At 46.7% G+C, this 22,290-nt stretch carries 21 protein-coding genes and 1 other RNA gene; 10 read left to right on the top strand and 12 right to left on the bottom strand.

All coding sequences use genetic code 11. The annotated features are described in order from the left end of the window. Window positions 1–138 precede the first annotated feature (138 nt). Window positions 139–501, bottom strand: coding sequence for a TfoX/Sxy family protein (locus WH95_RS14040; RefSeq protein ID WP_046508339.1), 363 nt, complete (start codon window positions 499–501; stop codon window positions 139–141). After that, window positions 498–1,136 (bottom strand): alpha/beta family hydrolase, encoded by a 639-nt coding sequence (locus WH95_RS14045; RefSeq protein WP_046508341.1) that lies wholly within the window; start codon window positions 1,134–1,136, stop codon window positions 498–500. The genes WH95_RS14040 and WH95_RS14045 overlap by 4 nt, the downstream gene beginning before the upstream one ends. A gap of 63 nt (window positions 1,137–1,199) precedes the next feature. Between WH95_RS14045 and WH95_RS14050 the strand changes: the two genes are divergently transcribed. Both WH95_RS14050 and WH95_RS14055 read left to right on the top strand, forming a co-directional pair. Continuing rightward, window positions 1,200–1,403, top strand: a complete 204-nt coding sequence (locus WH95_RS14050; RefSeq protein ID WP_046508343.1) for a hypothetical protein — start codon at window positions 1,200–1,202, stop codon at window positions 1,401–1,403. A gap of 186 nt (window positions 1,404–1,589) precedes the next feature. Then, complete coding sequence (locus WH95_RS14055) at window positions 1,590–4,382, top strand: bifunctional aconitate hydratase 2/2-methylisocitrate dehydratase (RefSeq protein ID WP_046508344.1); 2,793 nt, start codon at window positions 1,590–1,592, stop codon at window positions 4,380–4,382. Between the two features lie 194 nt (window positions 4,383–4,576). Here the strand turns inward: WH95_RS14055 and WH95_RS14060 are convergent, their stop codons facing one another. From WH95_RS14060 to WH95_RS14065, 3 genes are all read right to left on the bottom strand, one after another. Then, complete coding sequence (locus WH95_RS14060; protein ID WP_046508346.1) at window positions 4,577–5,134, bottom strand: SspB family protein; 558 nt, start codon at window positions 5,132–5,134, stop codon at window positions 4,577–4,579. A gap of 106 nt (window positions 5,135–5,240) precedes the next feature. After that, window positions 5,241–5,603: a transfer-messenger RNA gene (gene ssrA, locus WH95_RS21025) on the bottom strand. Window positions 5,604–5,674: 71 nt separating this feature from the next. Further along, complete coding sequence (locus WH95_RS14065; protein ID WP_046508348.1) at window positions 5,675–6,391, bottom strand: DUF3592 domain-containing protein; 717 nt, start codon at window positions 6,389–6,391, stop codon at window positions 5,675–5,677. A gap of 190 nt (window positions 6,392–6,581) precedes the next feature. On the opposite strand from WH95_RS14065, the gene WH95_RS14070 reads away from it, so the two are divergent. The 3 genes from WH95_RS14070 to WH95_RS14080 all read left to right on the top strand — a co-directional run bounded on the left by WH95_RS14070 (window position 6,582) and on the right by WH95_RS14080 (window position 9,210). Beyond that, entirely contained in the window at window positions 6,582–7,376 is a 795-nt protein-coding gene (locus tag WH95_RS14070) for a thymidylate synthase (protein WP_046508351.1), read from the top strand. Between the two features lie 58 nt (window positions 7,377–7,434). Continuing rightward, window positions 7,435–8,565, top strand: a complete 1,131-nt coding sequence (locus WH95_RS14075; RefSeq protein ID WP_046508353.1) for an alanine racemase — start codon at window positions 7,435–7,437, stop codon at window positions 8,563–8,565. A 72-nt stretch (window positions 8,566–8,637) separates the two neighbouring features. After that, on the top strand, window positions 8,638–9,210 hold the full coding sequence (locus tag WH95_RS14080) for a rhomboid family intramembrane serine protease (protein WP_046508355.1): 573 nt from the start codon (window positions 8,638–8,640) through the stop codon (window positions 9,208–9,210). Between the two features lie 64 nt (window positions 9,211–9,274). Here the strand turns inward: WH95_RS14080 and WH95_RS14085 are convergent, their stop codons facing one another. From WH95_RS14085 to WH95_RS14105, 5 genes are all read right to left on the bottom strand, one after another. Continuing rightward, window positions 9,275–10,276, bottom strand: coding sequence for a 4-hydroxyproline epimerase (locus WH95_RS14085; protein WP_046508357.1), 1,002 nt, complete (start codon window positions 10,274–10,276; stop codon window positions 9,275–9,277). 87 nt (window positions 10,277–10,363) lie between these two features. After that, window positions 10,364–11,620: an NAD(P)/FAD-dependent oxidoreductase gene (locus tag WH95_RS14090; protein WP_046508359.1), complete on the bottom strand. Its 1,257-nt coding sequence runs from the start codon at window positions 11,618–11,620 to the stop codon at window positions 10,364–10,366. A 35-nt stretch (window positions 11,621–11,655) separates the two neighbouring features. Further along, entirely contained in the window at window positions 11,656–13,086 is a 1,431-nt protein-coding gene (locus tag WH95_RS14095) for an aldehyde dehydrogenase family protein (protein WP_204247792.1), read from the bottom strand. 215 nt (window positions 13,087–13,301) lie between these two features. Then, window positions 13,302–14,309, bottom strand: coding sequence for a proline racemase family protein (locus WH95_RS14100; RefSeq protein WP_046508364.1), 1,008 nt, complete (start codon window positions 14,307–14,309; stop codon window positions 13,302–13,304). A 157-nt stretch (window positions 14,310–14,466) separates the two neighbouring features. After that, entirely contained in the window at window positions 14,467–15,150 is a 684-nt protein-coding gene (locus WH95_RS14105) for a GntR family transcriptional regulator (protein WP_046508366.1), read from the bottom strand. Between the two features lie 202 nt (window positions 15,151–15,352). Here WH95_RS14105 and WH95_RS14110 point away from each other — a divergent pair, with 202 nt between their 5' ends. Next, the gene (locus WH95_RS14110) at window positions 15,353–15,856 is read left to right on the top strand and encodes a dihydrofolate reductase (RefSeq protein WP_113772026.1); all 504 of its coding nucleotides are present in this window, start codon (window positions 15,353–15,355) and stop codon (window positions 15,854–15,856) included. Window positions 15,857–15,894: 38 nt separating this feature from the next. Here the strand turns inward: WH95_RS14110 and WH95_RS14115 are convergent, their stop codons facing one another. Beyond that, window positions 15,895–16,674: a DUF1194 domain-containing protein gene (locus WH95_RS14115; protein ID WP_052742036.1), complete on the bottom strand. Its 780-nt coding sequence runs from the start codon at window positions 16,672–16,674 to the stop codon at window positions 15,895–15,897. 155 nt (window positions 16,675–16,829) lie between these two features. Then, a complete protein-coding gene (apbC, locus tag WH95_RS14120) occupies window positions 16,830–17,951 on the bottom strand; it encodes an iron-sulfur cluster carrier protein ApbC (protein ID WP_046508367.1) in 1,122 nt (373 codons plus the stop codon). Window positions 17,952–18,215: 264 nt separating this feature from the next. On the opposite strand from apbC, the gene hflK reads away from it, so the two are divergent. The 4 genes from hflK (at window position 18,216) to WH95_RS14140 (ending at window position 22,207) form a co-directional block, all read left to right on the top strand. Next, window positions 18,216–19,295: an FtsH protease activity modulator HflK gene (hflK, locus tag WH95_RS14125; RefSeq protein ID WP_046508369.1), complete on the top strand. Its 1,080-nt coding sequence runs from the start codon at window positions 18,216–18,218 to the stop codon at window positions 19,293–19,295. A gap of 17 nt (window positions 19,296–19,312) precedes the next feature. Beyond that, window positions 19,313–20,185 (top strand): protease modulator HflC, encoded by an 873-nt coding sequence (gene hflC, locus WH95_RS14130; protein WP_046508371.1) that lies wholly within the window; start codon window positions 19,313–19,315, stop codon window positions 20,183–20,185. A 103-nt stretch (window positions 20,186–20,288) separates the two neighbouring features. Next, entirely contained in the window at window positions 20,289–20,477 is a 189-nt protein-coding gene (locus WH95_RS14135) for a DUF2065 domain-containing protein (RefSeq protein ID WP_046508373.1), read from the top strand. Between the two features lie 200 nt (window positions 20,478–20,677). Next, complete coding sequence (locus WH95_RS14140; protein ID WP_245622977.1) at window positions 20,678–22,207, top strand: DegQ family serine endoprotease; 1,530 nt, start codon at window positions 20,678–20,680, stop codon at window positions 22,205–22,207. The last annotated feature ends 83 nt before the right edge of the window (window positions 22,208–22,290 follow it).

Genomic DNA, 22,290 nt, shown 5'->3' on the forward strand with positions numbered 1-22,290 from the left:
GCTCTCTGCCCATTTGTAATGTTGCGCCGCAGTATACACAGAATGCGTCACGGAAAAACAGGCTATCTGTACTATTTATTTTTTGCTGGTTGCTATTCATTTATTTCGGGTGGCAATTCTGACTGCTCGCTGGTTTAATTATAGCTTTCTTTTTTTCGGTTTCTTTTTTGCGTGGGCGCGTTTTGAAGCTGCGATTGCCAGTTCGGCCCAATAGATGAACTCTTCCGGATCTTCTTGGGCTGATTCAGGGACAAGCCAATAGGACATTTTTATCGGTTTGTTTTTACCTTCATAAGTGAACGGTTCACTACCCGCTTCTACAAAAAGGTGCTCATTTTTTTTATCAGCTTTTAAATAGATGCTGCCAAAGGCCTCGAGGGCAAACATAATGTCTTCAAAATAAAGGCCATGTCCGCCAAACATGGGTTTTACCCTGACTTCTCCCAAAGGCAGGCACAGGTTGATCGTCTCTTCGACACAGCTAGGTAAAGTTTTACTCATTTGTTTGTCTCGTCGATAAATGCGTTTATGACATCAATAGCTTCGGACCAGTTTTGTTCAGCTGTTCTGCCTGATCTTTTGCGCGGGGTTAAGTTATGATCCCCGTCTTCTGACCAGAAGATTTTTATTTTATCCGATAATTTATAATGCTCAACTTCGTCGGGTTTTCCAAAAGGGTCCCGTGTTCCTTGGATTATAAGGCAAGATGTTTCCATGCTTTCCAAGTGATCAGTTCTGGTTTTCTCTGGTTTACCTGGTGGATGAAAAGGATATCCAGGGCATATGGTACCAGTCACGTTCACGTCATCAGCAATCATACTCGCCATACGGCCACCAAGGGATTTTCCCATAATATAAAGGGGGCGCTGGGGGTGTTGGCTTATAATTTGTCGCCAAAATTCCAGCAGCTTGGGTGCTCTGTCCGGAGGGCGCTTTTTCCCCGTTGCTCTTCGTTCTGCCATAAAGGGAAATTCAAATCTGACAACATGGTGACCGTCATTCCCTAACTTTTCTGCAAAGTAGTTCATGAAATCAGTGTCCATAGGTGCGCCAGATCCATGGGCGAAAAGAATAGTGGCTTTGGCTGTGTCGCGGGGCTTATCCGGGCCGTTTTGTAGAAAATGGATGCTTGTCATGATGCTTTCGTGTATATTTAGAATAGGTTATGACTTTTTATGCACAGATCTACGGTACAGAGCATGAGTGATATTCGCCAGAAAGATTTATCAGACAAGTCTGTTCAGGAGATGTCTGCGGAAGAGAAAAAGGAAATGCGTCGGCGCTTTGAAGAGTTTGCCAGTCAGGTAGGGCAAAATAATGATTCTATCCTTGCCACGCCTGAAAAGCCAAAAAAAGTTGTGAAATGGGATCCTAAAACAATGGGGCGTGCTGCAAAAAAATAGGTCCCAAAGATACCGTGTTTACGCGTGATTGACGTGGCAATAATGGCGCAGGATACCGCGGAATATATTGCAATGCGGCATCAATTTGCTATACACCGACATACAAAAAGCTTCTCGGGTCCTCTTAGTCCCTTCATAACGACCTGATGCTTAATAATTTATCTAACGTCAGACGTCGGGATAACCATGAGCCTCTATACAGACTATCTAAAAGAGATTGAAACGCGTAAAGAACAGGGATTAAACCCTAAGCCTATTGAAGATGACGCGCTTACAAGAGAAATCATTTCTCAAATCAAAGACTCTGCCAATGAGCACAGAGAAGATTCTCTGAAATATTTCATCTATAATACCTTGCCGGGAACAACGAGCGCGGCAGGTGAAAAGGCGAAATTTTTAAAAGAGATTATTCTTGGCGAAGCAATTGTGGAAGAGATTTCAGTCTCCTTTGCCTTTGAACTCCTTTCGCACATGAAAGGTGGCCCTTCTGTTGAGGTTCTTCTTGATCTGGCACTGGGCGATGATTCCGCGATTGCACAGCAGGCGGCAGATGTACTGAAAACACAGGTCTTCCTGTATGATGCAGATACGGCACGTCTGAAAGCTGCTTTTGACGCTGGAAACCCTGTTGCACGCGATGTTCTAGAAAGCTATGCAAACGCCGAATTTTATACCAAGCTTCCTGATGTAGAAGACGAGATCAAGGTTGTTACCTACATCGCGGCTGAGGGTGATATCTCTACCGACCTGCTTTCACCGGGTAATCAGGCGCATTCCCGTTCTGATCGCGAGCTTCACGGTAAATGCTTTATCTCCAAAGAAGCACAGGATGAAATTCAGGAACTGCAAAGACAGCACCCTGACAAGCGCGTGATGCTGATTGCTGAAAAAGGCACCATGGGTGTTGGATCCTCGCGTATGTCCGGTGTAAATAATGTTGCCTTGTGGACAGGAAAACAGGCCAGCCCCTATGTTCCATTCGTTAATGTTGCGCCGATTGTCGCAGGGACAAATGGAATTTCCCCGATTTTCCTGACAACGGTTGGTGTGACCGGTGGTATTGGTATTGATCTGAAAAACTGGGTCAAGAAACTAAGCCCTGAAGGTAAGCCAATTCTGAACAATGATGGCAATCCGATTTTGGAACAGAAGTATTCTGTTGAAACCGGTACTGTTCTTACCATCAACACAAAAGACAAAAAACTTCTCAACGATTCCGGTGATGAAGAACTTGCTGATGTGGCCTCTTCCTTTAGCCCACAAAAAGTGGAGTTTATGAAAGCTGGTGGGTCCTATGCGATTGTCTTTGGTAAAAAGCTTCAAACCTTTGCCTGCGAAACGCTGGGTATCGAGTTGAAATCTGCTTTTGCGCCGTCAAAAGAGATTTATCATGAAGGGCAGGGCCTTACAGCCGTTGAAAAAATCTTTAACGCCAATGCTGTTGGTGTGCGTCCGGGTGCTGTCTTGCATGCCGGGTCTGATGTCCGCGTGAAGGTCAATATTGTTGGTTCGCAAGACACAACAGGCCTTATGACGTCGCAAGAACTGGAAGCAATGGCTGCCACAGTTTTGTCCCCGACAATCGATGGTGCTTATCAGTCCGGATGTCACACGGCGTCGGTCTGGGACTTCAAAGCTCAGGAAAACACGCCCAAGCTGATGGCCTTTATGCACAAGTTTGGGCTGATCACAGCCCGTGATCCGAAGGACGTCTATCATTCCATGACAGACGTGATCCACAAGGTGCTGAATGATATTACCGTGGATGACTGGGCAATTATTATTGGCGGTGATTCTCATACACGTATGTCAAAGGGTGTGGCCTTTGGTGCGGACTCGGGTACTGTGGCCCTCGCTTTGGCTACGGGTGAGGCAACAATGCCAATTCCTGAATCAGTGAAGGTGACCTTTAAGGGAACGATGGCTGACCACATGGATTTCCGTGATGTTGTCCATGCAACGCAGGCACAGATGCTTAAACAGTTCGGGGATAACGTCTTCCAGGGACGGATTATCGAAGTTCATATCGGTACGTTGCTTGCTGATCAGGCCTTTACCTTCACGGACTGGACTGCTGAGATGAAGGCCAAAGCGTCGATCTGTATTTCTCAGGATGAGACGCTGATCGAATCACTGGAAATCGCAAAATCCAGAATTCAGATCATGATTGATAAAGGCATGGAGAACGAGAACAAAATGCTCCATGGCCTGATCGCCATTGCCGAGAAGCGTATTGCCGAAATCAAATCCGGTGAGAAACCAGCCCTGACACCTGATGCGAATGCCAAGTACTTTGCAGAAGTTGTCGTTGATCTGGATGAAATTGACGAGCCGATGATCGCGGATCCTGATGTAAACAATGCAGATGTTTCCAAGCGTTACACCCACGATACCATCAGACCGATTTCTTATTACCAAGCCGATAAAAAAGTCGATCTTGGCTTTGTTGGATCTTGTATGGTTCACAAAGGTGATGTGAAAATCGTGGCTCAGATGCTGCGCAATCTTGAGAAGCTGAACGGCACTGTTGAATTCAAGGCACCTCTGGTCGTTGCTGCCCCAACCTATAATATTATTGATGAGTTGAAGGCTGAGGGTGACTGGACTGTGCTGCAAAAGTACTCTGGTTTTGAATTTGACGATGCGGCGCCGAAACTCGAAGCCCGTACAGAATACGAGAACATTCTTTATCTTGAGCGACCAGGCTGTAGCCTTTGCATGGGGAACCAGGAAAAGGCTGCCAAAGGTGACACAGTTCTTGCGACTTCCACGCGTCTGTTCCAAGGCCGGGTTGTTGAAGATTCCAAAGATAAAAAGGGTGAATCTCTATTGGCTTCTACACCTGTTGTTGTGCTCTCTGCGATACTTGGAAGAACACCAACAGTGGAAGAGTACAAAGCTTCTGTTGAAGGCATCGACCTGACTAAATTTGCACCGCCGCTTGAAAAGCCGGGGAATACAAAGTCAGCTCACTTTTAATATGTGATCTTTCAAATGTTTTGTGCGGGGGCCGCCTTTATGGTTGCCCCCGTATTTGATTCTACAGGATATTTAAATGGGATTTTAACCGAGCTCTTGCATGCTTAACACTGCTAGCTGCGTTTATTGCACACTGCAAAGAATAGCGGATAAGAGAGGTTGGTTTAACGTGTTTGATGCCGAGTAAAGAAGGATTACTTCTTTCTGAAGGTATCCAGCGTGACAATGTTATCACCAGCCTCGCGCTGTTTTTCTTTGGCCTTTTGTTCTTCAGGGCTGTCATCTGCATTGGCGGCCGTGTCACTATTTTCGAAGCCGTCTTCTTCAAAGTCTTCCAGAAGATCTTCCAGTTCTTCTTCCATGTCTTCACTATCACCGTTTGTGATATCAAACTGCAAGCCAAAGCGTACGGACGGATCGGCAAAGGCAACGATAGCAGAATAGGGAATGCTCATGCGTTCGGGAACGTCAGAGAAGCTGAGAGTTACGCTGAACCCATCTTTACCAACTTCCAGATCCCAGAATTGGTATTGAAGGATGATGGTCATTTCACCGGGATAACGGGCTTTCAGATGATCAGGGATACTGACGTCTTCTTGCGCGGTTTTAAAGGTGATGTAGAAGTGATGATCCCCGGGTAGACCGTGTTCTGCAGCATATTCGAGCGATTCCCGAACTACGTTCAAGAGAGCTTTTTCGACCATATGGTCGTAGCGGAGTTCGCTTTCTGAAATCTCGTTGTTTCCCGACATACTTTTAATTTACCCGGCCACTGCTTTATCTGAACGTTTTGTCGCTCTGATTAATTTTATACCCCTATCTGCTACTCTAACACAAAGTCAGAGTCCAGACATGAAAAGTGGGGGCTTCTGTTGCCAGGTGCCCCCGAACCCCGCCTGAGCTTGTGATAGCTCAGGGCTTAAAAGCGGTTGCTCAGACTGCAATTAAGCAGCGAGAGCTACCTCACGAGAATTGTCATTTGCAATTACTCAAAACGGCCCGATAACGGCGGAACCATGCCGGGCACCGAACAAATCTTTACCACGCGTGTCGATCCTGTTTCGCCCCCATAATTCACATTCATCAGAATGTAAGAAATGGTGGAGGCGCCGGGTACCGCCCCCGGGTCCACAACGCTTATTCCATAAGCCCGTTTAGCACCATAGACGGCCGAAGCCGACACCCTGAATATAGTAACTATCTGTAGGACTTCACAAGGGCAGATGTCTAAAAAGAGTGTTTTTCTTCGACAAAAGGATCTACGGGGTATTTAAAATAGGAAAAACCCAGGGCTATTCGGATATTCTGGGCAGGAAAGAGAGATCTACGAAATATTTTTTCGGGTTCGACTGATCAACAAAAACAGTAACCGTGTCTTGGTTTATATGGGGACTGGGGTTAAACCAGATGTTTTCACTTTTGAAGATATGTAAGGTGTTATTTGTTGGGTCTTGCCATTGTGAAATAACCTGAAACGGGTATCTGCCGTTAACTCTGATGCTCGTGTTCTCAGCAATGGAATCTATTTTAGCGGTAATGGGAGACCCGTGGCGCAAGAGATAGTTTTTCAGTTTCTCTTTTTTTGATAGATAGATTGATATGCCAATACCAAAAGCGGAAAAGATGAGGCCTATTATTCCCAAAATGATGGGGCTAAACCAAAGTGATAAGGTGTCATTGATTTTCGCATCTTGAGGATTTTCCGGCTCATAGAGAATGCTTACACTTTCACCTTTTTTATAAGCTGGTGGATTTGATCCGGTGCTTGATTGGAAGATTATCTCGTCACCAGTTAAGGTTTGAAAAGAAACTTCCGGACGATAGACATAAGAGTTACTTGTGGATGAGCTTGAAGTCGAACGGGACTGGATCAGGTTGATGACTGTTCCCTGAGCCGAATGAGCAGTATCTATAAATTGATATGTCTTATAGCCCCAAGCTCCCATAGATAGTAGAGCGATTAGCCCCACTGTGATGAAAATATAGTGAAGTATTTTAATCGTTTTCATTTGGGATACTTCTTTATTGCGCCTTCAGGTCTTGTCGTTGGATTGATAAAGTATGCGTACTTAGCATTTTTTGCAAAAGGACACAGGCTCAGCTGATGACTATATCCTGACACGTGATATGATCCTGTGATCAGGTTTTCGGATTCTTCCCATCCAAACTTTTGCCACTCTAGCTTTTGAAGGAAAATTAATGCGTCAGTATCTCGATCTCATGAAAGATGTCCTGGAGAACGGAACGGATAAAGGGGATCGTACAGGTACAGGGACCAGAAGTGTTTTCGGACGGCAGATCCGCTTTGATCTCTCGCAAGGCTTTCCCTTGATGACGACAAAAAAACTTCACATTAAGTCTGTTATTCACGAACTGCTTTGGTTTCTATCCGGAGATACGAATATCAAGTATCTCAAGGAAAACGGAGTGAGGATTTGGGATGAGTGGGCGGACGAAAATGGTGATTTAGGCCCTGTCTATGGGCATCAATGGCGTTCCTGGCCTACGCCCGATGGGACAACAGTGGATCAGATCACCAATTTGATGGCGCAGATCAAGAACAATCCTGATTCCAGACGGCATATTGTTTCTGCCTGGAATGTGGCTGAAGTGGATAATATGGCCTTGCCGCCGTGTCATAGCCTGTTTCAGTTCTATGTTGCTGATGGTCGCCTGTCTTGCCAGCTTTATCAGCGGTCTGCGGATATCTTTCTGGGGGTGCCTTTTAACATCGCGTCCTATGCGCTTTTGACCTGTATGATTGCCCAGCAAGCCGATTTGGAACCCGGTGACTTTGTGCATACCTTTGGCGATGCCCATATCTATTCAAATCATTTTGAGCAGGTCAAAACTCAGTTGCAGCGTGAACCGCTCAAGCTGCCGAGCCTGCGGATCAAGGGAAAACCCGACAGCATTTTTGATTATACCTTTGATGATTTTGAAATCCTGAACTACGAGGCACACCCGCATATCGCAGGAAAAGTATCTGTTTAAGCACTAAATACTTTGCTCTCGTCTTGATTAACAGCACGTTCTTTATGGGAATATCATTATGCCTTTTAATACGTTGAATACGCCCGCACTTTTACTTGATAAAGACGTGTTTGAAGAAAATTGCCGGGTGATGCAAGAACGCGTGCAAGAGGCCGGAATAAAGCTGCGTCCGCATATGAAAACGGCAAAAGCCCTCGAAGCCTATCATTGTGCAACAAAAGATGGTTTTGATGGCATCACGGTTTCTACCTTGGCGGAAGCTGATTTTTTTGCCAGTGGCGGCGTGACAGATATCCTCTATGCTGTGGGGATTGTTCCGTCCAAATTGTCACAGGCACAGCGGGTGCAGGATAAGGGCGTTAAGCTCACGTTGATCACCGATAATCCTGATGCCATTTCGGTTTTGGACGTGGAAGCCAAGAGGCTCGGGACAACTTTTCCAATTTTGATTGAGATTGACAGCGGAGGACGCCGCGGAGGTGTGCTAGCTGATTCTCAGGATCTTTTGAACCTGGCAAAGGCTATTGCTGCATCCCGGTGCTTGAGCCTGGAAGGTGTCATGACGCATGCTGGTCATTCCTATCATTTTTCTACACCAGAAGAAATTGCGGACATAGCCGAGCAAGAGAGATTATCTGTTGTTCAGGCAGCAGAACGCCTTTTGAAATCTGGATTTCCTTGCCCTGTTGTCAGTGCAGGATCAACGCCGACAGCTGTTTTTGCAAAAAGCTATGAAGGTCTGACAGAGATCAGGCCGGGCGTTTATATGTTTGGTGATGTTGACCAGATGTTTATTGGGGCCTGTAAACAAAACGAGATTGCAGCAACGGTTCTTGCTTCTGTCATTGGTCATAACAAAACTGCAAAACGTCTTCTGATTGATGCCGGGGGCTTGGCTCTCTCGAAAGATATAAGCGCCAGCGAGTTCTCTTCCCATACAGGATATGGCCTTGTGTGTGAACTGAATGGCGAAGTTATTGAAGAGTTGTATGTTGAATCTGTTCATCAGGAACACGGGCTCATTGCGTCTGTTTCCGGTGATCTTCCCTATGATAAATTTCCTGTCGGCAGCCGACTTCGAATCTTGCCAATTCACACTTGCATGACCTGCGCAGGCTTCTCTCATTATGACGTGCATAGCGCCGAAGGAGAGCTTTTGGGGAAATGGGAGCGGGTTAATCGTTGGTGATGTGCAAATGGATTTTGTGAGACCCAGTATTATGAAGTTGGGTATTATGAAGTTGGGTATTATGAGATTAGGATGAGTTTTCTTAATCGTTTCCGGGACGTCTTTCTCTTTGTTGGCAGCCTTTGGGTGGTTTTCGCCTTGAACTGGGCATTGTCCGGTGCGCTTTATCAGTATGGTCTTGTCCCCAGACATGTCGAAACATTACCGGGAATTCTCGTCACTCCCTTTTTACATGCCGACTACCTACACTTGTTATCAAACTCGATACCTCTCTTGATTTTAGGCTGTTTGGTCTCACTGGAAAGGCGTGGCGACAGAAGAGACCAGTTTCGTTCGATCTGTCTGGCTCTGATCCTCTTTTCCGGCGGGCTGGTATGGTGTTTTGGCCGCACGGCACTTCACATCGGGGCAAGTGGTGTTGTCTATGGATTACTGGGCTATCTTTTGGGATCTGCCTGGTGGCGTCGTGATTTTCGATCCATCATTATCGCGATATTTGTTCTCGCTCTTTATAGCGGGTTGATCTCGGGACTTTTTATCCCGATGAGAGGCGTTTCATTCGAAGCGCATCTGTTTGGTTTCTTATCAGGTGGGTTGATTGCCTATATTTCCTGTCGCACAAAAAAGCCACCCAGATATTTTTAATACGATATCTTATTTTTAATAGGATATCTGTGGGTGGCTTTTTGTTTGCGGGTTATTCCGAGGGTTATGTCAGCAAGAAACCTTTTGCGTAGGGGTCGCGATCATCAATAAAGATGTTGTTTAGGCCGTGAATACGCGCCCAGCCTTCTATGGATGGAATGATGGCGTCATAGTCGCCAACTTTTGCCCGGTCTTCGATGCGGCCTTTGAACAGGCTGCCAATGATGCTCTCGTGAACAAAATCACTGCCGACGTTCAGCTTTCCGCGCGCTGCCAACTGTGCCATTCGTGCAGATGTTCCTGTGCCGCAAGGCGAGCGATCAATTCCCTTGTCTCCATAAAAAACAGCGTTCCGTGCGTGAGCTTCGGGATGCACAGGGGTTCCCGTCCACTGTAAATGTGAGCAACCACGAATGCGATCATCTTCGGGGTGAACGAAGTCGTATTTTTCATTGATCAGGTTTCGGATCAGGGGGCTAAGGCGTTGAATGTCACCGGGCGTGATATCATTTAGGTCCTGATAGTTTTCCTGCTGCTCTATGATGGCATAAAAATTACCGCCATACGCGACGTCAAACTTCAGATTGCCAAAATCAGGCACATCAACATTAAGATCTGTTGAATGCAGGAAAGAGGCAACGTTGCGAATACGCACAGAATCAACGTAGTCACCATTCTTTTTGTATTCCGCGATCACCAGACCCGCAGGGGTGTCGAGGCGTAAAACACCTTCTTCTTTGGGCGTTACCAAACCACGCTCAATCATGATGGTCACGGTACCGATTGTGCCATGTCCGCACATGGGTAAACAACCACTGGTCTCTATGAAAAGAATTCCGATATCGCAATCTTCACGGGTGGGCGGGTAGAGAATACTGCCGGACATAATGTCGTGGCCGCGCGGTTCAAACATTAATCCTGTTCTGATCCAGTCATATTCAGCTAGGAAATGCGCGCGCCGTTCCAGCATGGAATCACCCTGAAGAAGAGGGCCGCCGCCCGCAACAACCCGGACGGGGTTTCCGCAAGTATGTGCATCAACACAGAAAAAAGTATGGTTCGCCACGTGTGTTTATCCTTATGGAATCTTTCTGCCCAACAAGCTGTGATTTATTGTCCGGGCCTTTGCTGTTGTTAGTAAGGTTGAGATGAATTAGTTAAAGCGGTCAATTCTAAAGGGTGTGAGGTCAAAGTCTGTTGGTCGGCCAGCCACCAAGTCAGCAATGCTCCGTCCTGTGACGGCCCCACCCGTGATACCAAGATGTCCATGTCCAAAGGCGTAATGAACATTTGAATGGTGACTGGATTGGCTAATAACCGGGGCACTGTCTGGGGTTGATGGACGACGTCCCATCCATTTCGTGCCACCTGTGCCGTTCAGATTTGGCATGTAGTTCTTTGCGAGTGTAAGAAGGGCATCGCACCGTTTGTAATTGGGTTCAGCTTCTATCCCGGCAAATTCAACAGCTCCGCCGATACGCAGACCCATGCTCATAGGCGTAGCGACAAACTTGTCCTCTGCAAAAAGGACCATGTTGTTAAGGCTGACACCGGGGGTCGGTAGTGTCGTGTTGTAACCACGTTCAGTATCCAGAGGAAAATGATCGCCGAGCTTTTTAGCCAAACGCGCCGACCAGGCACCGGCACAAACCACCAACTGGTCAAACGCAATATTCTGTCCACCCTTGGTTCTAGCTGATGCCGGGTGGCTATCCTGATGTTCAATGTGTTCTAATTCATCCGTAATATAAGTACCGCCATTACGGGTAAACTGTTCTGCAAGGCCTTTGATTAAATCAGCCGGGTTGGCAAAGTGTCCCCAACGTGGGGTATAGACGCCGCATTTTGCCAGCTCTCCCAACTGTGGTTCGCGTTCCAGAATTTCTGATCGGGAGAGATTATGTGCCTCAATACCGTTTCGACGTGTCAGGTCCCAGTAATAGGAGTCTTTTTCCCGGCCCTTTTCACTTTTGTAAACGGTCAGAGATCCTTCTGTTTTCAACAGGGATTGCAGGCCTGCTTCCCCCAGAAGCGGGGCGTAGTCATCAAAGGCGTTCTTCAGGTAGGCACTCATGGCCGAAGCCGTTTTTTCCACCTGTTGATGACTGCTGGATTTCAGGAACAGATACAGCCAGGGGAGGAACTTTGGCAGATAGGTCAGGCGAAGGGAAAGGGGACCGAGAGGATCCAATAACCAGCCGGGTACATCTTTCCAAAGCCCGGGAAGAGCAAAGGGAACGATTTCTGTTGCGGCAATTGCACCTGCATTTCCACACGATGCGCTATCGCCAAGTGGATCGCGTTCGACAATGGTTACAGAATGGCCATCTTTTAAAAGATAGCTCGCACTGCAAAGACCAATGATACCCGATCCAACAACGAGGATGTTTTTTTTCGTTCCCTTACTCATCCGTAATCTCCAAAGGCTGAGTCTTGTTCGTTACCTTATGGCAGCGTATAGGCTGTTTTTACTGTTGTGAAGAATTCAGCAGCATAACTGCCCTGTTCTCTACTGCCATAGCTTGATCCTTTGGTGCCACCAAATGGAACGTGGTAATCAACGCCTGCTGTGGGCAGGTTCACCATTGCCATACCTGCTTTGGCGTTCCGTTTGAAATGAGAAGCGTATTTCAGGGATGTTGTGCAGATACCGGAAGACAGACCGAAATCCGTATCATTGGCTACGGCAAGGGCTTGATCGTAGTCGGTAACGCGGATAACAGAAGCAACAGGTCCAAAAACCTCTTCACGGTTAATGCGCATTGCATTTTCTGTTTCAGTAAAGAGAGCCGGGGAGAGATAGAAGCCTTTGGTCGCTCGTTCCAGAAGTTCACCACCATAGGCCAATTTTGCACCTTCGTCCTGACCAATACGGATATAGTCCAGATCCTGTTTTAGCTGGCTTTCGTCAACGACCGGACCGATGTGAACACCATCGGACAGGGCGTTGTCGATTTTCAGCTGTTCCAGTCTGGCGATGACCTTTGCAACGAATTCATCGTGAACACCTTCGGTAACAATCAGGCGTGAAGATGCTGTGCAACGCTGACCTGTCGAGAAGTATGCACCCTGGACAGCTGTCTCAACAGCAATATCCATATCCGCATCATCCAGAACAACCAGAGGGTTTTTGCCACCCATTTCCAACTGGAATTTGGCCATACGTCCGGCACAGGTTGCGGCGACATGACGGCCAGTTGCAACTGATCCGGTGAAGCTAACGCCATTTACCTTAGGATTGGTCAGAATTTCTTCACCAACAACTGAACCACGGCCCATAACAAGGTTGAAGACGCCTTCTGGTAAGCCAGAGCGTGAAATAATATCGGCCAATGCCCAGCCACAGCCGGGAACCAGGTCGGCAGGTTTAAACACGATGGCATTACCATAACAAATAGCAGGGGCAATTTTCCAGGCGGGAATAGCAATCGGGAAGTTCCACGGGGTAATGATACCCACAACACCCAACGCTTCTCTGACAACCTCGACCTCTACGCCGGGGCGGACTGAAGCAAGTTTATCGCCTTTAAGACGTAGCGCCTCGCCAGCAAAAAATTTGAAGATTTGTCCCGCACGCGCCGTTTCGCCGATGCCTTCCGCAAGGGTTTTACCTTCTTCGCGTGAAAGAAGTTCACCCAACTCTGCTTTTCTAGCCAGAAGTTCTGTGCCGATTGCATCCAGTACGTCAAAGCGTTGTTGTGGTGTCGATTGGGACCAGCTTTTTGCAGCAACATCCGCTACATCAATGGCTTCGCGCGTTTGTGCCGCGTTAGCTTGGGTATATACGCCAACAATTTCAGCTGTATTGGACGGATTGATATTATCACGGGCAGTTGAACCGTCGACATATTGACCGTTAATATAATTCTGTTTCAAAGCTTCTACTCCCTTGAGTTGGGGTGTCATTATCTATTCGTATGATCTGTCTTGTATTGGGCATAATGGCTGCCGATCACAGTGAATAAGATGATAAATTTCCGATTGTCTGTGTTGGATTGCCGACATTATAAGAGTTTATTGGATATTGTATACAATATTTTGGCGCAAGCTAATGATTTCATGCTAGCCTTGTTCTATCTAATTGTATTTATTTACTTTAAGAGAAACCCTTTGCCAATTCTATCATCTTGTTCCAGGGTGAATACGGATTCACCTGTGTAGTGTGCTTTGCCTTTTACACGGACGCGAACAGCTTGATGGGGGCCATAGTTAAATACTTCTTCTGCTGTTGCCTCGAATAAGCTTTTTGTTACGCTTTCAAATTGTCGGGTCTGTCCCTTACTGATTTGACTTTTGGCCATTTGCACAGCTATGCGTGCTGTTACGCCTGATCCAGTTGGGCTTCTATCTACTTGCTTGTCGGCAAAAACGCAGATGTTTGCAGAGGCGCAATTCGAAAAGGTATCTTTGCCGTCTGTCAGAATAGTGCCGTAGAGAAAAGCAAGATCATTGGATTCAGGATGTGACAGTTTGATGTTTTCTTTTATTGCTGTGCTGATTTTGTCCGCCGCTTGAACGAGGTCGCGTGTTGATGATTCATGTACGTCTAGTCCTAATTGCTTTGCTGATACTAAACCATAAAAAGCGCCGCCATATCCGATATCGTACTTAACTGTACCGTAGCCAGGAACATCAATGTTCTGATCTGTTGAAAAGGCAAATGCTGGAACGGACAAGAAAGAAACAGCGCCACTTTGACCATCCTTGACATCGACATTCGCAATAACAAGGCCACAAGGGCATTCGATTTTGACTGTTGTTGTTGGCTCTACCGCTTTGACGATACCCTGATCAACGGCATATCGTCCAAGCGCAATGACAGCATGCCCGCACATGGTGCTGTAACCTTCGTTGTGCAAAAAAAGGACGCCAAGGTCTGCTTCGGGATGACATGGTTCTACCAGAAGAGCACCATACATGTCATAATGCCCCCGAGGTTCGAACATGAGGAGCTGCCGCAAGTTGTCGAGGTTATCTCTGACAAAGCGGCGTTTTTCGAGAATACTGTTTCCTTTAATCTCTGGGTACCCACTTGTGATGATCCTTAGTGGCTCGCCACCAGTATGCATCTCTATTGTATTAATTCTGACGTCACGCATCTTTTTCTCTATAAATAATAATTTTGAATATTTTATACAATAATTCTTGCCTCAAAAAAAAGCAGCAAATTTATAAGCTGCTTTTTTCTTAGGGGGGACCCCAGAATAACTATCCACAATAACTATCCGCAACAACTATATTGAATTGTAAGAGGTATTATCCCGCAGATTGTTCGTCCAAAAACTCGATTAAATTCTCACACCCGGCCTCAATATGTCGGTCAAGCAAATCAGCGGCTGCTTCTACATCCCCCGCTTTACAGAATTTTAGAAGGTCCCAATGGTCGTCGCGTGCTTTAGCGCGTGCACCAGCACTGTGGAGCTGTATCCGAAGGTAGCGATCAATATTGTTGTGCAGGTTTTGCACTATTGCCAAGGTTTTTGGACGCTCGGCGGCGATATAGAGGATGTGATGAAACTCTGCGTTTAGCTCGCCCCACAAAGATACTTCGCCATTTTCAAGCGCGACATCATAGCGGTTAAGGATGTTTTCTGCGTCCTGAATAAGTTCCGGTGGCATTCGGGGAATTGCGCGAGAGATCAAATCGCCTTCCAGCAAGCGTCTGATATCAAAAAGCTCGCGAATTTCTTCGCGGGATAATGCTGAAACAACGGCACCTTTGTGTGCATAAAAGGTAACGAGCCCTTCGGCCTCTAGCTGTCGTAAAGCTTCACGAACGGGAATTCTGCTGACGTTAAAGCGCGACGCAATGGCATCCTGCCTTAGTTGCGCACCTTCTTTTTGCTGACCTGAAAGTATTTCTTCTCTTAGAGCTTCTGCCACCGCTTCGGTGATGGTTTGGCGTTTAAAGCCGCCAGATTTATTATTGATGTCGGCCATTCGGTTTTGGGCTTCCGTTTTTATAATTGCTTAATTATGATGCCTTCATTGCCAATGACGGCGGGGCTGCATAATAGGATATTTTATCCGTATTTGACCAGTAGCTTTCATCGATAATCTGAAATCAAGGTTAATTGGCTTAATCTATAGGCCATGCTTTTTGTGTTTTTTATAGTTTTGTGTGATTAAAGAGAGTGGATTTATGACGACTGTTTCCCTGATTGTAGCCCACGGTAAAAACCGAGCGATCGGGAAAGATAATGTTATGCCTTGGCATATTCCTGGTGATTTGAAGTTTTTCAAAGCGCAAACAATAGGAAAACCAGTTATCATGGGGCGCAAAACCTTTCTGTCAATTGGTCGTCCATTACCGGGGCGCTTGAATATTGTGATTACCCGGGATGAAAACTTTACAGCAGAAGGTGTCAGCCTGTGTTCAAATCTGGAAGATGCCCTGAAACTGGCCCGTGAAGAGGTCCAGCGTATAGGTGGTGACGAATTAATGATTATCGGGGGGGCGCAAATTTACACGCAGTCCATTGATTTAGCTGATCGTCTCTATGTCACAGAAGTTGATTTGACCCCTGAAGCAGATGCTTTTTTTCCTGAAATAAAAGCTGAGGAATGGGCTGAAGTTTCCCGTGAAGTACATGCCCCGGATGGTAGTACACCCGGGTATGCCTTTGTCATTTCTGATCGCGTGTAAAGGCCCGCTAGTAAGCTCTGTTTCTGTTGCCAAGTCTACTAAGGTTTTGAGGTTTTAAGCGCAATTTCTGATGTGCCTTTGATTTCGCGCTTTAGTTTCTCTTTCAGAATATCACTAAAAGCTTCAAAACCGAGAACTTCAATCAGGAAAGCATTTTCGCCACCAATCACATTTTTAAGATAATATGCGCCGAGCCAGGCAGATGGCGCCCCGAGCCCGTCGGGGTTGGGGCGAAAAGATAAAACGGGAAGGCCGTTGATAGTGATGCCCTGATTAATCGCATCATTTCTAGCTAGCTGAACATGCCGCCCGTCACTGTTTGGGCCGTCCCCGGAAATATCAATGACGGACCGTGGAGCAATGAAGTCATTGTGATTGATTTCAAAGCTGGCGACATCGATCATTTTACTGATGGATGTTGAGGGCGCGGAGCTAATGGGACGCTGCGTTAGTTTTTTTTCAAAGAGTTCGGCACTTTGGCGACTATCCAGTAGTGACCATTCAACCACTTTGATTTGGTGATCTTCTCCGGCCCACTCGATGTAGGTCACGGCGATACGGCCCAAGGGCCCGGAGCGAATACTATCGATTACATCGGGATCTTTTAGTGCCTCGATATAACCGCTGCGTTGAAGGTTTGCTTCGTATTCATCAACACTGTGGGAAACATCCACAGCCAGAACCAATTCCAGATCGACGGGGCTAAGTTCTGGGCTCAGTTCTGTTGCATAGGTGATAGGGCATAGAGATGTACTCAGAAGTAATCCGAGGGCTGTGCCAAGAATACAGGTGAAATGTTTTATTCTCACTCTTGCCATGGAGTACACCAAAGACAGTTTGATCAGCTTTTAAAGCCTGTCATAAAAAGTGAAATTCTCAAAATGCTGTGGAAAAGCCCTCTGAAAATTCCAGAGGGCTTTTAAATCCAGAGGGCTTTTAAATATTGAAGAGAGTATGCGTGTTAGAAGTGTGCTTATTCCATAGATATCGAAGGGGCCTTACGTTCAGCACCGGAGAGGCCGGACCAGATCTTTTCTGCGATTGCCGCATAGCGTTTGGCATGTTCGCCGTCCGGTGAGGAAATCACAATAGGCTCTCCTTCGTCAGATGTCATTCTGATGTCGATGTGTAGGGGCATTTCACCCAGGAAAGGGGTGTCCATTTTTTCTGCTTCGGCACGCGCACCGTGCTCGCCAAAGATGTGGGCCTCGTGACCACACTCAGGGCAGATGTATACACTCATGTTCTCGATAATACCGAGAACAGGCACATCAACCTTGCGGAACATGTTCAGCCCCTTACGCGCATCGAGCAAGGCGATATCTTGCGGCGTTGAAACAATGACAGCGCCATTCAGGGGAACCTGTTGCGCCATGGTCAGCTGTGCATCACCTGTGCCGGGTGGCATGTCAACGATCAGAAGATCCAGATCACCCCAGACAACATCGCGTAACATTTGAGTTAAGGCGCTTTGTACCATCGGGCCACGCCAGATCATGGGGGTGTCTTCTGCAACAAGAAAGCCGACAGACATACACTTGATGCCGTGTCTTTCCATTGGCAACAGGGTTTTCCCATCCGGGGAAGATGGTTTTCCGGTGATTCCCATCATGCGTGGCTGAGACGGACCATAGATATCTGCATCCATCAGGCCAATTTTAAATCCTTGTTTGGCGAGTGACAGTGCTAGGTTGATTGCGGTTGTTGATTTGCCGACGCCGCCCTTGCCACTGGCAACAGCAATAACGTGTTTGATACCTTTTAGGTCAATCTTGTTACTTGAACCTGGTGCGGGCGGAGACTTCGGTTGGGAAGCAGGGGGCTGGGACTTGGTTTCACCGGGGGCATTATCTGCAGTAAGAATCGCACTGACGGATAAAACGCCATCAAGCGCATGAACTGCTTTCTCTGCAGATTTACGCAACGATTCCATCTCCGCAGCCTGTGCTGGATCTATCTCGATAGAGAAGCCGACATTACCTTCTTTTATGATAAGGCCAGAAATCATGCCTAGGCTGACAATATCCTTTTTACTCTGAGGTTCTACAATCGTTCTCAAAGTATCGAGAATTTTTTGCTCTGTAACCATACTCATCCCTGAATTCCCTATGAATTAACTTGAATTCTTTGCGCCTTGAACAATATGTGCAGGTACTCTTTGTCGGTCTCTTACACGTTGATTAAAGTGTTATGCCTTGATTATATAGTGGGGTCCACGACAAAGATAAGGGGGAATTGACGCACCCTCTGCTGAAAATATTTAGTTTTCTGTTGCACTGGGCTTGAAAAACAGGTGCATTTAGTGACAGATTCAAGCAAATTCGTTTGCATTCTTAATTGATTAACACAGGGAAAATAGATGCCTTGGGAAAATAAAGGTTCTGGCGGCGGCGGCCCTTGGGGCGGTGGCAATAGCGGCGGTGGCGGCGGAGGACAGCGACCACCTGATATAGAAGATATGATTCGCAAGAGTCAGGACCGGGTTAAAGAAATGATCCCAGGGGGTGGTGGATTCAGCGGTAAAGGCTTTGTTTTTATCCTTGGTGTTGTCCTTCTCCTATGGCTTGCTTCCGGTTTTTATCGTGTTCAGCCTAACCAGCAGGGTGTTGTTCTCCAGTTTGGTAAGTGGGTGAATACGACAGAAGCTGGTTTGAACTGGCACTATCCTTATCCGATTCAAACAGTTCTCACACCCGAAGTTACAACAATTCATCAGATTGATATCGGGTTCCGTGGAAACAACACGGGGGGCCGTTCGCAAAGCAGAGCTGTTGCCGAAGAGAGTCTGATGCTGACGGGCGACCAGAATATCATTGATATTCATTTGACGCTTCAGTGGAAGATTTCAGACCCTGGCCAGTTCCTGTTTAATATTCGTGAGCCCGAAGCGACGGTCAAAATTGCTGCTGAATCAGCACTGCGCGAAGTTATTGGACGTACAGATATTCAACCAGCACTGACTGAAGCCCGTGATGATATCCAAACACAAACAAGGGTTCTTCTACAGTCTATTCTGGATGGTTATGAAGCGGGTATCCTGATTACGGAAGTTCAGCTTCAGAACGTTCAGCCGCCGGCGGCTGTGATTGATGCCTTTGATGATGTTCAGCGTTCTTTGCAGGATAAAGACCGTGCACGTAACGAAGCGGAGAAGTATCGTAATGATATTATCCCGCGTGCTCGTGGTGAAGCGCAGCGACAGATTCAGGAAGCTGAAGCTTATAAAGAGCGTCTTGTGAACGAGGCGACGGGTGAAGCGGATCGTTTCCTTTCTGTTTATCGCGAATATAAACAAAACCCGGAAGTGACCAAGCGACGTATGTATCTAGAAACGATGCAAAAAGTTCTCAAAGAAACCGATAAGGTTATTTTGGGATCGGATCAAGATGGTGTGGTGCCATATCTGCCGCTTGATCAACTTCGTAAAAATAGCCAATAAGATCGGGAGTTAGTATTATGAATAATAAAATTACTCTCATTGTTGGAGTTGTTGTCGTTGCTGTTGCGTTTCTTGCCAGCAGTATGCTTTTTACCGTGGATCAACGTGAACAGGCGATGGTTCTTCAGTTTGGTAACCCGATTAAAACGGTTTCCGAACCTGGTCTGGAGTGGAAACTGCCATGGCAGGATGTTCAAAAATACGAGAAGCGTGTTTTGAACCTTGACCCACCGGAAGAACGTATGATCCTTTCCGATCAGAAGCCTTTGTTGGTCGACGCATTTGCACGTTATAAAATCGAAGATCCGCTGCAGTTCTTTAAAACTGTTCGATCAGAAGATGTTGCCCGAACACGATTGGGAACAATTGTGAATGCCGGTTTGCGTGGTGAACTGGGTAAGGCAACACTAAGTTCCGTATTGTCACCAGAGCGTGATATTTTCATGGCACGTGTTCTTAAGCATGTGAATGAACAGGCAAGACGCTTTGGTATTGATGTGCTCGACCTTCGTATTCGTCGTGCTGATCTGCCTGTTGAAACCAGTCAAGCTGTGTTCGCACGTATGAAAACAGAACGTGAAAGAGAAGCGGCAGAGTTCCGTGCGCAAGGTTTTGAGTTGGCGCAGCGGATCAAATCGAGTGCTGATCGTGAAGTGACGGTTTTAACGGCGGAAGCCAAAAAAGAATCTGAAATTCTACGTGGTCAGGGTGATGCTGCTCTTACAAAGATCTTGAACGATGCTTATGGACAAGACCCAGAGTTCTTCAAGTTCTATCGTTCTATGCAGGCTTATGAAGAGGCGTTAGCCACCAAAGGGACCTATATGGTGATTTCACCGGACAGTGATTTCTTTGACTTCTTCTCGAGTGTTGATGCACCGTCTGAATAAGTTGATGTCGTAGTTATGAAAGCGGCGGTATCTTTCGGGATGCCGCCGCTTTTGTGTGGTAGGTTAGTGGTCAGGTTTCTGGCGAATTAAGTAGTGTGTAGAAATGACTGAATTTTTAACAGCACTGGCGATGGTTCTTGTCATTGAGGGGATCTTCTTATCGCTGTTTCCGCATAGATTACGACAGTTGTTAGAGCTTTTGAACGAGATGTCACCAAGTGCATTACGTGCAGGTGGGCTTAGCTGTGCTGTGATCGGTGTTTTTCTGATCTGGATTATCAGGTCTGTATAAATAATGATTTTGATCAGACTGGAAACAAAGTAGGTGATAGGGTGTAAAAGGAATAATAAAGGATGAATTGTCACGCCGAAGTCACAATTACGCCCATTTCCTCCCCCATCGTCAAAGGCAATATAGCTTGAATCCTATTGGTTTGAGCATAAATATTCGTTACTCGCTAAATGCGACAAGAATAGTTGGAGAAATCGCGAATGACAAAAAGAGCGGATAATACAAATAACCGCGCAATGGCGGTGGCGAAAGCCGTAACTTACGATCATGGTGCGCTGCGGTGGCAGAAATGGCTTCTTGGTGTGACCGTTGCTATCGGTATGCTTTCTATAGCTGCGGCGGCAAAAGCTCGATCCGCGCCAGATAGCTTCGCTGATCTAGCTGAAGAGTTATTGCCTTCGGTTGTGAATATCATCACGACACAGACGATTGAGGCCAATGAACAGACCGAAGGTGAGCAACAAATTCCTCAGGGCGAAAATTTTGAGGAATTTTTCCGTGACTTTTTTGAACGAAGAGGTGGTCGAGGACCTCAACAACCCCGTAGAGGTGGTGCACAAGGGTCCGGCTTTATTATCGATTCTGATGGTTTGATTGTAACCAATCATCATGTAATCGATGGCGCAGACGAGGTTGCTGTTCGTTTGCAGGACGGAACTGTTCTTGATGCAGAGATTATCGGGACTGACCAAAAAACCGATCTGGCTTTGTTAAAGGTCGATACAAAAATCGATTTACCTGAAACCAAGTGGGGTGATTCCAACAAAGCCCGCATTGGCGACTGGGTTCTTGCTATTGGTAACCCCTTTGGTCTTGGTGGTTCTGTATCTGCAGGTATTATTTCTGCTCATTCACGTGATATTCGTTCTGGCCCTTATGATAACTTTATTCAGACCGATGCTGCGATCAACCGCGGTAACTCTGGCGGGCCACTCTTTAACATGGATGGCGAGGTTATCGGTGTTAACTCTGCAATCTATTCACCATCGGGTGGTTCCGTAGGTATTGGCTTCTCTATTCCTTCGGCGATGGCAAAAAACATTATTGAGCAGCTTGAATCCCATGGCGAAGTTAGACGTGGCTGGCTTGGTGTCCATATCCAGACTGTAACCGAAGAACTCGCCGAAGGCCTGCGTTTGGACGAAGCAAGCGGGGCGCTGGTTGCCTCTGTTGCCGAAGGTGGTCCCGCCGAGAAAGCTGGAATCAAGCAGGGCGATGTTATTCTGGAATTCAATGGCCGCAAGGTTCCGGAAATGCGCAAGCTTCCTCTCATGGTGGCAGAGACACCAATCGGACGTGAAGTTGATGTTGTTGTCTGGCGCAAAGGAAAACGTAAAACGGTTCAGGTTGACTTGGGTCAGTTGGATGATGACGTCGTTGCCGCCGTGGCACCTTCCAAGTCGGAAAAGAAAAATGAGCGTAAAACAAGCAAGGTTGATGATCTCGGTCTTTACCTAGGTAAGCTTGATGATGAAACCCGGCAGCGCTTTAAACTGAACGACAGTGTAAATGGTGTGGTGATTACAGATGTCGTCCCTAATAGTAGCGCAGCAGAGAAAAGCCTGCGTCCTGGTGATGTTATTGTCGAAGTTGATCAGGAAGAAGTGTCTGATCCGGGACAGGTGGCATCACTTGTTGGTAAAGCCAAAGACGCTGGTTTCAGGGTTGTTACTCTGCTGGTCTTCAAACAGGGAGAATATTCCTGGGTTGCAATCAAACTTGATTCGTAACCAAAGAGCTTTTCTTTAAATGAAAAGGGCGTCCCGTTTATCGGTGACGCCCCAGACCGTTGACAAACCCCGTCGATTTTCGT

It is taken from the genome of Kiloniella litopenaei, assembly GCF_000982415.1.
GTDB lineage: Bacteria > Pseudomonadota > Alphaproteobacteria > Kiloniellales > Kiloniellaceae > Kiloniella > Kiloniella litopenaei.

Bases quoted from the DNA above. Each gene is read 5' to 3' on its own strand.
- WH95_RS14040 (WP_046508339.1), bottom strand. From the start codon at position 501: ATGAGTAAAACTTTACCTAGCTGTGTCGAAGAGACGATCAACCTGTGC.
- WH95_RS14045 (WP_046508341.1), bottom strand. From the start codon at position 1,136: ATGACAAGCATCCATTTTCTACAAAACGGCCCGGATAAGCCCCGCGAC.
- WH95_RS14050 (WP_046508343.1), top strand. From the start codon at position 1,200: ATGAGTGATATTCGCCAGAAAGATTTATCAGACAAGTCTGTTCAGGAG.
- WH95_RS14055 (WP_046508344.1), top strand. From the start codon at position 1,590: ATGAGCCTCTATACAGACTATCTAAAAGAGATTGAAACGCGTAAAGAA.
- WH95_RS14060 (WP_046508346.1), bottom strand. From the start codon at position 5,134: ATGTCGGGAAACAACGAGATTTCAGAAAGCGAACTCCGCTACGACCAT.
- WH95_RS14065 (WP_046508348.1), bottom strand. From the start codon at position 6,391: ATGAAAACGATTAAAATACTTCACTATATTTTCATCACAGTGGGGCTA.
- WH95_RS14070 (WP_046508351.1), top strand. From the start codon at position 6,582: ATGCGTCAGTATCTCGATCTCATGAAAGATGTCCTGGAGAACGGAACG.
- WH95_RS14075 (WP_046508353.1), top strand. From the start codon at position 7,435: ATGCCTTTTAATACGTTGAATACGCCCGCACTTTTACTTGATAAAGAC.
- WH95_RS14080 (WP_046508355.1), top strand. From the start codon at position 8,638: ATGAGTTTTCTTAATCGTTTCCGGGACGTCTTTCTCTTTGTTGGCAGC.
- WH95_RS14090 (WP_046508359.1), bottom strand. From the start codon at position 11,620: ATGAGTAAGGGAACGAAAAAAAACATCCTCGTTGTTGGATCGGGTATC.
- WH95_RS14100 (WP_046508364.1), bottom strand. From the start codon at position 14,309: ATGCGTGACGTCAGAATTAATACAATAGAGATGCATACTGGTGGCGAG.
- WH95_RS14105 (WP_046508366.1), bottom strand. From the start codon at position 15,150: ATGGCCGACATCAATAATAAATCTGGCGGCTTTAAACGCCAAACCATC.
- WH95_RS14110 (WP_113772026.1), top strand. From the start codon at position 15,353: ATGACGACTGTTTCCCTGATTGTAGCCCACGGTAAAAACCGAGCGATC.
- WH95_RS14115 (WP_052742036.1), bottom strand. From the start codon at position 16,674: ATGGCAAGAGTGAGAATAAAACATTTCACCTGTATTCTTGGCACAGCC.
- apbC (WP_046508367.1), bottom strand. From the start codon at position 17,951: ATGAGTATGGTTACAGAGCAAAAAATTCTCGATACTTTGAGAACGATT.
- hflK (WP_046508369.1), top strand. From the start codon at position 18,216: ATGCCTTGGGAAAATAAAGGTTCTGGCGGCGGCGGCCCTTGGGGCGGT.
- hflC (WP_046508371.1), top strand. From the start codon at position 19,313: ATGAATAATAAAATTACTCTCATTGTTGGAGTTGTTGTCGTTGCTGTT.
- WH95_RS14135 (WP_046508373.1), top strand. From the start codon at position 20,289: ATGACTGAATTTTTAACAGCACTGGCGATGGTTCTTGTCATTGAGGGG.
- WH95_RS14140 (WP_245622977.1), top strand. From the start codon at position 20,678: ATGACAAAAAGAGCGGATAATACAAATAACCGCGCAATGGCGGTGGCG.